Raw genomic sequence first — 11,355 nt, 5'->3', positions numbered from 1 at the left:
AAGACCCGAACTTCTGGATAAAAGAAAAAAATCCTAGCGTGAAATTTCCGTTTTTTATAGCCAAACGATATGTGTATAGTGGCAGTAAAAACTCTGCCATAAATAGTATTACTTGGATATCCGGAATAGGTATTGTGGCCGGCACTATGGCTTTGTTTGTCGTTTTATCTGTTTTTAGTGGATTGAAAGATTTTAGCCTTTCGTTCTCTAATGACTTTGACCCGGATTTAAAAGCTTTTGTAAAAACCGGAAAAAAAATAACAATCAATCCTGAAACAGAAAAGCAATTGGCCCAAGTTCCCGGAATTGAATATTACAGTAAAATCATTGAAGAAAGAGCCTTATTTACTTTTAACGGAAAAGACCAGCTTGCTCATATTAAAGGAGTTGATTCTGTATTTAACAAAGTAAATCAAATTGAAAAAACCATTTTTCAAGGGCAGTGGCTTGAACCCGAAACAGATCAAGCGGTTATTGGAATTGGTATTGGACAAAAATTATCATTAGGATTGTTTGACTTAGTCAATCAATTTGAGGTTTTGGTTCCTAAACCGGGCAAAGGAACTATTGATTCCCCCAATCAAGCCTTTACCAAGCTTGGGTTAATTCCCGTTGGATTTTACTTCAGCACGGATGAAATGAATCAAAAATACGTTTTTGCCAATTTGGATCTCGTTCAAGAATTATTAAACTACAACACCAATGAAATTTCGGGTTTAGAAATAAAGCTGAAATCGGATGCAAATGAAATTGAAGTGGTAAATCAAATCATTCAAATTTTGGATTCAAATGTAATTTTGAAAAACCGATCTCAACTCAATGAATCGCTTTACAGAATGCTCAATACCGAAAATTTAATTTTATACCTCATTTTTACTTTAGTCATAGCAGTTACTTTATTTACCTTGATTGGAGCTATTATCATGATTATAATTGAAAAGAAAGCCAATTTAAAAACATTGTATAATTTGGGCTTGCCTCTAAATGATTTGAGAAAAATTTTTCTCTTACAAGGTTTTTTAATTTGTTTTTTGGGAAGTGTAATCGGATTACTATTCGGAATAGTTATTACCCTACTTCAACAAGAATTTGGATTCATAATGATAAATCAAAGTATGGCTTATCCGGTTCGGTTCTCTTTAATTAATGTACTAATAGTGATGGTCACCATAGCTGTTTTAGGTATTTCAGCTTCATGGATTGCCAGCAGTCGGGTAAATAAGAAATTTATTGAAAACTAAGATTTCACTATTTGATAATCGGCATACACTTGAGCAATTTCGTCAAAAACATCCATTAAAGCCATGGCTCCGTCGGTGGTAACTAATTTTTGTTTGTAGTCTTTAAATCCGTGAATACCTTTGAAATAATTGGTGTAGTGACGACGCATTTCAAAAATTCCAACGCGTTCACCTTTCCATTCCATGGACCAAATTAAGTGATTTCGAGCCGCTTCGATGCGGTCTTTCATAGATGGTTCCGGTAAATGTTCTCCGGTTCTGAAATAATGTTTGATTTCGTTAAAAATCCATGGATAACCAATGGCAGCACGACCAATCATTATACCGTCAATGCCATATTTGTTTTTATATTCTAAAGCTTTCTCGGGTGAATCGATATCGCCATTGCCAAAAATAGGCATCGTTATTCTCGGATTGTTTTTTACTCGAGCAATATGTGACCAATCCGAATGACCTTTATACATTTGAGCACGCGTTCGGGCATGAATGGTTAAAGCCTGCACCCCAATGTCTTGTAAACGTTCGGCAACCTCATCAATGTTGATAGAGTTTTCATCCCAACCTAAACGGGTTTTTACCGTTACCGGAAGATTGGTACCCTTAATTACTGCTTTTGTCAAGCGAATCATTAAATCAACATCTTTTAGAACTCCGGCACCGGCACCTTTGCACACCACTTTCTTCACCGGACAACCAAAATTAATATCCACTAAATCGGGTTGCACCGCATCTACAATGCGGGAAGACATTTCCATCGCTTCTTCATCACCCCCAAAAATTTGAATTCCAACCGGACGTTCGTAATCAAAAATATCGAGTTTTTGTTTGCTTTTCATAGCATCCCGAATCAAGCCTTCGGACGAAATGAATTCAGAATACATCAAATCGGCTCCGTGCAATTTGCACAAGCGACGAAACGGCGGATCACTCACATCTTCCATCGGGGCAAGAAGTAAGGGAAAGTCGGGTAAGATGATGTTTCCGATTTTTGGCATTGTATTTTTTTTGCAAAGATAGGGAAACGAGTGGGGTTTGCAAAATGGGATAAATCTAAACCTGACAGGTTTAATTTTTCGAAAAAATAAGCATTGTATAAATAACAATATAGAATAAACTCAGATGATAAGAGGAACAGACAAAACAATCGCAAACTAATTTAATATTAAAGCTGACAGGTTTTGAAAACCTGTCAGCTTTATCCCCTTTAAAATCCAAAACTTTGCTTTATATTTGCACACAATTCGCTAAGGAGCAGGTTGCGTTAGGGTTGGGAGCGGCATCCTTTTGTTCTCCCGATAGCTATCGGGAGAACAAAAGATATAGCGGACAGCCCGTTCGCCGCGGCGAAAACGCCCAAAAAAATTGAATTAAACGAAGATGAAGAACATACGAAATTTTTGCATTATTGCCCACATTGACCACGGAAAAAGTACGCTGGCTGACCGATTGCTGAGTGCTACTCAGACCGTGACGGCACGTGAGGAAAAGGCTCAGTTACTGGACAATATGGATTTGGAACGTGAACGTGGGATTACGATTAAGAGTCACGCGATTCAAATGGAATATACCTACAAAGGCGAGAAATATATATTGAATTTGATTGATACGCCGGGACACGTGGATTTTTCGTATGAAGTTTCCCGTTCGATTGCCGCTTGCGAAGGGGCTTTGTTGATTGTGGATGCGGCTCAAAGTATTCAGGCTCAAACGATTTCCAATTTATATTTGGCTTTGGAAAACGACTTGGAAATTATTCCGGTGTTGAACAAAGTCGATTTACCAAGTGCTAATCCGGAGGAAGTGAGCGACGATATTATTGATTTATTAGGCTGTGATTTAGAAGATATTATTCACGCTTCGGGTAAAACCGGTTTTGGGGTGGAGAATATTTTGGCCGCTATTATCGATAAAATTCCGCCACCAAAAGGCGAAAAAGAAGAACCGTTGCAGGCGTTGATTTTTGACTCACATTACAATCCGTTTCGTGGTATTGAAGTTATTTTCCGAGTAAAAAACGGTGAGATTCGAAAAGGTCAAAAAATTAAATTTATGGCTACCGGTAAAGAATATTTTGCCGATGAAGTAGGTACGTTGAAGTTAAATCAGGTTCCAAAAGACGTGATTTCTACAGGTGATGTAGGCTATTTGATTTCCGGAATTAAGGAAGCTAAAGAAGTAAAAGTAGGTGACACGATTACCGATGCCAAAAACCCAACGACCAATATGATTACCGGTTTTGAAAACGTAAAACCGATGGTTTTTGCTGGAATTTATCCGGTAGATACCGAAGATTTTGAAGACTTGAGAGCTTCGATGGAGAAATTGCAACTGAACGATGCTTCCTTGGTTTTTGCTCCTGAAAGTTCTGCTGCTTTGGGTTTTGGTTTCCGTTGTGGATTCTTGGGCATGTTGCATTTGGAGATTATTCAGGAACGTTTGGAGCGTGAATTCGACATGACGGTAATTACCACGGTACCTAACGTTTCGTATTTGGCTTATACCAAAAAAGAACCGGATACTGCGATTGTAGTAAACAATCCATCCGACTTGCCGGAGCCTTCTAAATTAGACCGTGTGGAGGAACCATTTATCAAAGCCACTATCATTACGAAATCTGATTTTGTGGGGAACGTGATGAGTTTGTGTATTGAAAAACGCGGAATCATTACCAATCAAACATATTTAACGACAGAACGAGTGGAGTTGAATTTTGATATGCCGTTGGCCGAAATTGTATTTGATTTTTATGATCGTTTAAAAACGGTATCCAAAGGATATGCTTCGTTTGATTACCACCCCATTGGGATGCGTGCTTCGAAATTGGTAAAATTAGATGTACTGTTAAATGCCAATCAAGTAGATGCTTTATCTGCTTTGATTCACGAAGACAATGCGTATAACATTGGTAAGAAAATGTGTGAAAAACTACGTGAACTCATCCCGAGACAACAGTTTGATATTCCGATTCAAGCCGCTATTGGTGCCAAAATCATTGCCCGTGAAACGATAAAAGCCTTGCGTAAAGACGTTACTGCCAAATGTTACGGTGGAGATATTTCCCGTAAACGAAAACTGTTGGAAAAACAGAAAAAAGGGAAAAAGAGAATGCGTCAGGTGGGGAATGTAGAGATTCCGCAAGAGGCGTTTATGGCGGTGTTGAAGTTGAATGATTAGAGTATTAAGTACAAAGTATTAAGTATTAAGTATTAAGTATTAAGTATTAAGTATTAAGACTTTTGAAGAAGCTGAGAAACACGAACATTATATTTGAATAATGTAAATCATGTACTGTATAATGAAACCCAATGACGAGAGTTGTTGGGTTTTTTAGTATCCCACGGTTTCAACCTTGAGATGAAAATTGTTTTCTACACGGTTCACAAATCTTTCGGTTGAAACCGGGAGTTATGTTGATTCCTAAAATCTTCCTACCTTTGCACATCATAAAAATACTATGTTAGAAGAAAAATCACCCCAACGCACCTCGATCGCTCAATTGGGCGAATTTGGTTTAATTGACCATTTAACGAAGCATTTTGAAATCAACCAACCTTCTACCTTAAAAGGCATTGGCGACGATGCTGCTGTTTTGGATTTCAAGGATAAAAAAACCGTTGTTTCTACCGATTTATTAATCGAAGGGGTGCATTTTGATTTGACCTATATGCCGTTGAAACATTTGGGCTACAAAGCCGTGGTGGCGAATATATCTGACATTTGTGCGATGAATGCAACGCCAACCCAAATCACCGTTTCCATTGCGGTTTCTAATCGTTTTCCACTCGAAGCGTTGGAAGAATTTTTTGCCGGAATTACGCTTGCTTCTCAATTTTATAAGGTGGATGTGATTGGTGGCGACACCACTTCGTCTCAAAAAGGATTAATTATTTCCATCACCGCGTTAGGTGAAGCCAATGCAGAAGATCTTGTTTATCGAAATGGAGCCGCAGCGAATGACTTGTTAGTAGTTACCGGCGATATCGGTGCCGCTTATATGGGCTTGCAAGTGCTGGAACGCGAAAAGCAAGTGTTTCAAGTAAATCCCAACAACCAACCGGATTTAGATAATTACACCTATTTAATTGAACGTCAACTAAAACCGGAAGCTCGAAAAGACATCAAAGAATTGTTAGAAAAACTAGAGGTAAAACCTACTTCGATGATTGATATTTCCGACGGACTTTCCTCTGAAATCATGCATCTTTGTAAGCAATCTAATGTAGGTTGCACGATTTACGAAGAGAAACTTCCGCTTGACCCACAACTAATTGCTGTTTGCGAAGAATTCAACATCGACAGCACTACAGTTGCCATCAACGGTGGCGAAGATTACGAATTGTTATTTACGATTGCTTTGGAAGACTATGATAAAATCAAAGGAAACCCGAACTTAACTGTTGTTGGGCACATGGTGAAAGAAAGTGAAGGCAAACATTTGGTTACGCGAGCCAATCAAAAAATAGAACTTAAAGCCAGAGGCTGGAACGCCTTAGCAGAATAAAAACAAAAGCGATAGTTGGGGCTATCGCTTTTTAATTTTTTTAAGTAGCTTTTGTAGGTTAATCTTTTGTGGGGCAAAAGGGTGGTATTTTCAAGCTACATCACACGGTCTTAGAGTCAATTTTCTATATTCAAAAAGAACTTCATTGATGATGTAAATGTAGAATCAAAAACCTAAAAGTTATATACGGTTAAACGCATATCTGATTACGGTTTACCGTTTTTTTGGTTGCGGTTTACCGTAATAAAAAAAGCAACAATTAAAATTGTTGCTTTTAAATTTACCCTTTTTCAAGTTTTCAAAATTAGGATTTAAAAAATTGAAAAGTATTCATGTACCTCTTTAGCTTTAATAAAGCTGATAAACTAACTCGGTACAAATATATTTTTGATTTTCAAATAAATAGTTACGGTTTGCCGTATTTTTAATTACGGTTTTAGACCAATTTACGCTATAGCAATCCTTTGTTTTTAGCTTCGGTTATCAATTCTACGTCACTGCTGCCTTTAACGTTCAAGATTTCCTTTAAATTTAATTTCCTTTTTTCGATTGCACTCAAAGATAAAGGCACATAACTTGGGAGGTCTTTTGTTTTGATTCCTTTGGAAAGGTGATATAAAATCTGTTTGTCAAATTCGTCAACTTGTAAATTTTCATATTGCGATTGGCTTACAAATTTGACAACGGTTTGACTATAATAATTATCATTATTCAGGATTTTATCGAAGGCTAACAGAAGTTCGTCAAAAGTTAAATCATTTTTTATTATTAATCCATTGGGGTTTATTTCCTTAATAATGTTATTTATCTTAATAAGCTCTGTATGCATTGTAAGTAAAATAATTTTACAATCGGGCATGTTTTTACGAAGTAATTTGGCCAAATCTTCACCTGACATTATGTTTTTTTCTTCGTAGGGCGGCATGCTAATATCTAAAAACGCAATATCAAAAGGTTGTACAGCTGATGTTATGGTTTCGTAGGCTGATTTGCAATTATTAGCTTGAGTCGTACTGTATTCAAAATTATTGGCACTGTAACTTTTGAGTGCGTTTTTGTAGGCCTCAATAATAAAAGGATGGTCGTCAACAATAATAATTTGGTAGTTTTTAGTCATGGTTCAAGCAACAATGAAGATTATCATTCAAATATAACAAGAAAATATTTTTTTCGGATTAAAATTTCAATTTAATAAAATTTAATTCGTTTGAAAACTTATTTTGTTATCGGAATGTCAACTACAATTCGGGTACCGGCCCCTTTTTTAGATTTAATTTCAAAAATACCTTTACAAGCTTGAACTCTGGATTCTATATTTTTGAGTCCGATACCTTTACTTTTTTTGGATACATCAAACCCAACTCCGTCGTCAATAATTGAAAGATGAAGATTATCTGCGTCTTTTAAGAGATTAATGGATACATTTTTGGCTGCCGCATATTTATTGATATTTTGCAAAGACTCTTGAACAATTCTGTAGAGATTAATTTTTACATCATTGGCAATTCTGTCCCATTTTATAGAAGGGTCAATTTTATAAATTAAATTCAACTCTTCTTTGATATTGCGTTGTTCTTCTAACAAATTGGTAATAATGGCTACAAAATTATTAACCAATGCAAATTTTTCACGGTTCAATTCATGCGATATTTCTCGGATATCTTGTTCTATATTTTTTAATTCGGATATGTAGTGATCTCTACCTTCTATGGCCTTGTCATCGTTTTTCCGATTTAAACTGTCCAAATTCAATCGGGCACCAAATAATCTTCCTAAAACGCCATCGTGTAACTCTTGACCAATTCGTTGTTTTTCTTTTTGAATAACTTCGTCAAGTCTTTTTTGCTGACTTAGCATTAGGTTGTAAATTTCTTCATTCGCTCTTTGTTGGGCTTCACGCAACCTAAACTGAGCATTCCTATTTCTTTGATCTCTAATTATATATAGGAGGACAACAATGAAAACCGCTAATAAAGCAAATAAAATGATATTTCTATTCTGAATGGCCAATTGCTCTTTTTGTCTTTTGAATTCATCGGTTTCAAATTCAATTCGGGCAAACTTTTCGCTTACTTTTCGTTCTTCTTGCAATAAGCTATCACTTAAATCAATATATTGTTTGGTATATAAATTACTTTTTTCGGTTTCAACATTTCCCAATTGCTTTAAAGTTAACAGTTGGTGCCCTAAACTTCTTGACTCCAAAGCCAATCGATGGGCATCTTGTGCAAATTTTAAAGAACTGTCTCTTATGCCTATGGCTTCGTAATACTCGGAAAGATGAATTTTATTTATAATAATCCCGGTTGTAGCTTTCAAACTATCTCTAATTTTTAAAGATTCATAGAAAAGTTCGGGAAGCTCATTGAAATCTTTATACTTCAGTTTTGAATGTGCAAGATTATCTACTGCCATGGCATACAGAAAAGGATCATCTGCTTTTAAATAAGGCTCTTTTAGGGCTAAAGAAAAGTTTTTAATAGCTAATGGGTAATTATCAATGTTTTTATATACCAATCCCAAATTGTTAAGTGAACTCGCTTTTCGTTGGTAGTATTCCGGAATGTCGTTTCGTTCTACAATAGCCAATGCTTTGTTGTGAAACTGAATAGCCGTTTCATAATCTTTGAGTTCGTTTAAACAAAGTCCAATTAAATTGGTAGCTTGGTATTCTAAATAACTATCTTTAGATAAGCGTAAAAACTTCATGGCAATGTAAGCCGTATTTTCTGCCCCTCTAAAATCTCGGTTGTAGTATTGGGTTTCTGCTTTTTTTAGATACATCTCGCCTACTCTGAGATTGTTGTTCAATTTCAAGTATTCTTTTTCGGCTTGATTGTAATATAAAAATGCACTGTCGCTTTTAGAAGTGTCTTTGTAGTAATCTCCCAAATAACTAAGAGCTCTAGCTAAATTTAAGGTATCATTGGCTTTTATAGAAAGATTTTTGGCTTTTTCGCAAGATGCTTTGTATTCTTCATACATAGCCATGTTAAAAAAACGTATAGCTACTCGCATATAGTTTTTTCGTGTTAAAGTATCATTGGGTAAATCATCTAAAATGTTTAATGCTTTCTTATTGAAAGAAACTCTATCCTTAAGAGTTAATTCATCATCATAAGCATTTGATAAATAAAAAGCTAAAGAGTCTTGAACATCTGATGAATTCTTTAAAAGACTCTTCTTTTCATTACACCCTATTGCTAGTATAACTAATAGATATATTACTTTTTTATTCAAAAAATTAGATTTAATAATCAAATATAAAAAAAAAAGACCGCTTACAAGATAAGCAGTCTTTTTTTTAAAAATATTTTATTTATGCTAAGTCTGGTTTTTTTCTGGGTTGTGCAGAACCATCACCATTCTCTGAAGAATATGCTAAATCTGGTTTTTTTCTAGGCTGTGCAGAACCATCACCGTTCTCTAACAAGAGAGGCTCATTGTTTGCCACATTTTTCTCAGTCAAGTCAGTTGATGTTACAGAAGCGAACATGAACAAACCTAAAAAGGCTAAGATTGTTTTCATGATAATTTTAGTTTTAAGTTATTTTGGTAATTTTTGGTGTCTAATTTTATTTGTGAAACCGCAACAAAACCGAACGTGGATTTTTCTGATTCACGATGTAAAATTAGAGTGCTTCTATCTTAACACCAATAAAATCAAGGGGTGAATGGTGAAACAAACCCGTTTGAGTGTAGAATATATTTAAATTAGTGTAGAATGCCCTTTTTTAAATAGAACCAAAATCTATTCCGGCCAAATGAGTTAATATTTGATCTATATTGTCTTTATAACTCTTGGAAAATGGGATTTGAACTTTAGAATTTTTGATATAACAAACCGTATTTCCGGTATGAATTCTGGAGATGTAATTCTGATTTACAATGTAACTGTTATGTATTCTAAAGAAATTAGAGGGTAAATTTTCTTCGAAATATTTCAGGGTTTTAAAAGCTGTAATTTCATCTCCGGAACCCATTGTAATATCGGTTGAATTATTATCGGCTTTCAAAAAAGCAATGTCATCTAACTCCAGAAAACGATAATCTCCATATGATTTTATACAAATTAAATTTCGCTTTACTTCTTGAAATTTAGGTTCAGTTCCTTTTTCAAAAGCATTTGCATTCCATTTTTCAATCCAATCAGGTTGTGGAACTATTTCAATTTTATCCTGAATAAATCCAGCAATTTTCTCACTTATTTGAAGACTTAAATTTTCGGATGGCTGAAATGACGTTGAATTTTCTAAAACCTTTCGCAACAAGGCACTAATTTCTGCCAATTCTTGATAAACACGTGCCAATCCTTCCTCTGATTGCAATTCCGATTTGGATTGTATAGGGTCAACTCCTTTAATTTCATTAGGTTTTGATTCAATCTGTTGGGATTGATTCTTTACCTCCTCTTTTGGTAACTCCTTAAATATAGAATGTTTATCTAATCTTAATATAATTTTTCGAATGGCACTCACGTCAAAAGGTTTGATTAAAAAATCAAAAACCTCAAACTTAAAAGCTTCATAAGCCAATGTCTGATCTTGAGAAATAGCAACAATCTTTGGGACAATTGGTAAATAACGGTAGAGTTCGTTTATTAGCAATAAAGACAAGCCGGATTCTTTGGAAAGAGGATTAATTTCAAGAAAAACCAACTCCGGTTGATGTTCCAATATTAAATCGAGACCTTCATTGTATGTCGTTGCGGTACCCACGCAAATGGTATTTGAAAATTGATCCATTACAGATCTCATTTTCAAAATACTTTTAGTATCATCGTCAAGTAAAATATACCTGTACTTCATTTGCCTTTTTTATTGCACAAAGAATTCTTTTTCAGAAATCAATTATTCAACACCAAAGGAAAAATAGGTTAATACGGGTAGACTATTGGGGCACAATAGTAAATTAACTACAATTTTAGGTATAATTATGAATCGTTGAAATTTGAAAATTTTTAATTATCAACAAAGTCTTAAACAAAAAATATACTGTAGTAGTTTGTTTTTTTTGAAAATAAACAAAATGTAAGGCATAGTTTTTGTTAATTTGAAACAAATTATAACTAAAAAAACAATGAAAAAATTACTCTGCTCTTTTCTACTCTTCAGATTCTTCTCGATTGCAATCGCTCAAGAAAACACTGATTTTAAACGCAATGAAATCAAAGGAAATGCATTAATGCTCGTTTTTGGAAACTTTGAAGCTACCTATGAACGACTCTTAAATGAAGAATCCGGTATTGGGATTAGTGCCGGTATTTCTATGGTAAACGATATCGAAGTGAAGTTTGCCTTAACCCCTTACTACCGTTTTTATTTTGGTAAAAAGCCCGCAGCCGGTTTCTTCGCAGAAGGATTTGGTATGCTCAACCAAGTAGACGATTATGTTTATGACAACAGTGGTACTACCTATTTTGAGAGCAGAAAGACCATAACCGACTTTGCCTTTGGAATTGGAGTAGGAAGCAAATGGATTTCAAAACGCGGCGTTATTTTTGAAATTAATGCCGGAATAGGTAGAAATCTATTTAGTGAATACAATGATAATCGTGATTATGAATTTATTGGTAGAGGCGGAATAACTGTAGGATATAGATTCTAATTAAAG

At 35.0% G+C, this 11,355-nt stretch carries 9 protein-coding genes; 4 read left to right on the top strand and 5 right to left on the bottom strand.

All coding sequences use genetic code 11. The annotated features are described in order from the left end of the window. Positions 1-1,241 (top strand): ABC transporter permease (locus V7M80_RS03565; RefSeq protein ID WP_333694086.1); only part of this gene is annotated, 1,241 nt, incomplete at its 5' end. Here V7M80_RS03565 and dusB read toward each other — a convergent pair. After that, complete coding sequence (dusB, locus tag V7M80_RS03560; protein WP_333694085.1) at positions 1,238-2,236, bottom strand: tRNA dihydrouridine synthase DusB; 999 nt, start codon at positions 2,234-2,236, stop codon at positions 1,238-1,240. The two genes, V7M80_RS03565 and dusB, sit on opposite strands and share 4 nt — an antisense overlap. Positions 2,237-2,618: 382 nt before the next feature. On the opposite strand from dusB, the gene lepA reads away from it, so the two are divergent. Together lepA and thiL are read left to right on the top strand one after the other, a co-directional pair. After that, positions 2,619-4,415 carry a translation elongation factor 4 gene (lepA, locus tag V7M80_RS03555; protein ID WP_333694084.1) on the top strand — a complete coding sequence of 599 codons (1,797 nt, stop codon included), beginning with the start codon at positions 2,619-2,621 and terminating at the stop codon, positions 4,413-4,415. A gap of 280 nt (positions 4,416-4,695) precedes the next feature. Beyond that, entirely contained in the window at positions 4,696-5,742 is a 1,047-nt protein-coding gene (gene thiL, locus V7M80_RS03550; RefSeq protein WP_333694083.1) for a thiamine-phosphate kinase, read from the top strand. A 451-nt stretch (positions 5,743-6,193) separates the two neighbouring features. Here thiL and V7M80_RS03545 read toward each other — a convergent pair whose 3' ends face one another. The 4 genes from V7M80_RS03545 to V7M80_RS03530 form a co-directional block, all read right to left on the bottom strand. Continuing rightward, the gene (locus tag V7M80_RS03545) at positions 6,194-6,859 is read right to left on the bottom strand and encodes a response regulator (protein ID WP_333694082.1); all 666 of its coding nucleotides are present in this window, start codon (positions 6,857-6,859) and stop codon (positions 6,194-6,196) included. 98 nt (positions 6,860-6,957) lie between these two features. After that, positions 6,958-8,982 carry a sensor histidine kinase gene (locus tag V7M80_RS03540; protein WP_333694081.1) on the bottom strand — a complete coding sequence of 675 codons (2,025 nt, stop codon included), beginning with the start codon at positions 8,980-8,982 and terminating at the stop codon, positions 6,958-6,960. A gap of 79 nt (positions 8,983-9,061) precedes the next feature. Beyond that, a complete protein-coding gene (locus tag V7M80_RS03535) occupies positions 9,062-9,271 on the bottom strand; it encodes a hypothetical protein (protein WP_333694080.1) in 210 nt (69 codons plus the stop codon). A 205-nt stretch (positions 9,272-9,476) separates the two neighbouring features. Next, positions 9,477-10,550 carry a LytR/AlgR family response regulator transcription factor gene (locus tag V7M80_RS03530; protein WP_333694079.1) on the bottom strand — a complete coding sequence of 358 codons (1,074 nt, stop codon included), beginning with the start codon at positions 10,548-10,550 and terminating at the stop codon, positions 9,477-9,479. 271 nt (positions 10,551-10,821) lie between these two features. Here V7M80_RS03530 and V7M80_RS03525 point away from each other — a divergent pair, with 271 nt between their 5' ends. Next, the gene (locus V7M80_RS03525) at positions 10,822-11,349 is read left to right on the top strand and encodes a hypothetical protein (protein ID WP_333694078.1); all 528 of its coding nucleotides are present in this window, start codon (positions 10,822-10,824) and stop codon (positions 11,347-11,349) included. The last annotated feature ends 6 nt before the right edge of the window (positions 11,350-11,355 follow it).

Source organism: Flavobacterium sp., from assembly GCF_036759525.1.
Taxonomy (GTDB): Bacteria; Bacteroidota; Bacteroidia; order Flavobacteriales; family Flavobacteriaceae; genus Flavobacterium.
The sequence above is the reverse complement of the archived record's forward strand: the minus strand, read 5'-3'. Positions and strand labels throughout refer to the sequence as shown.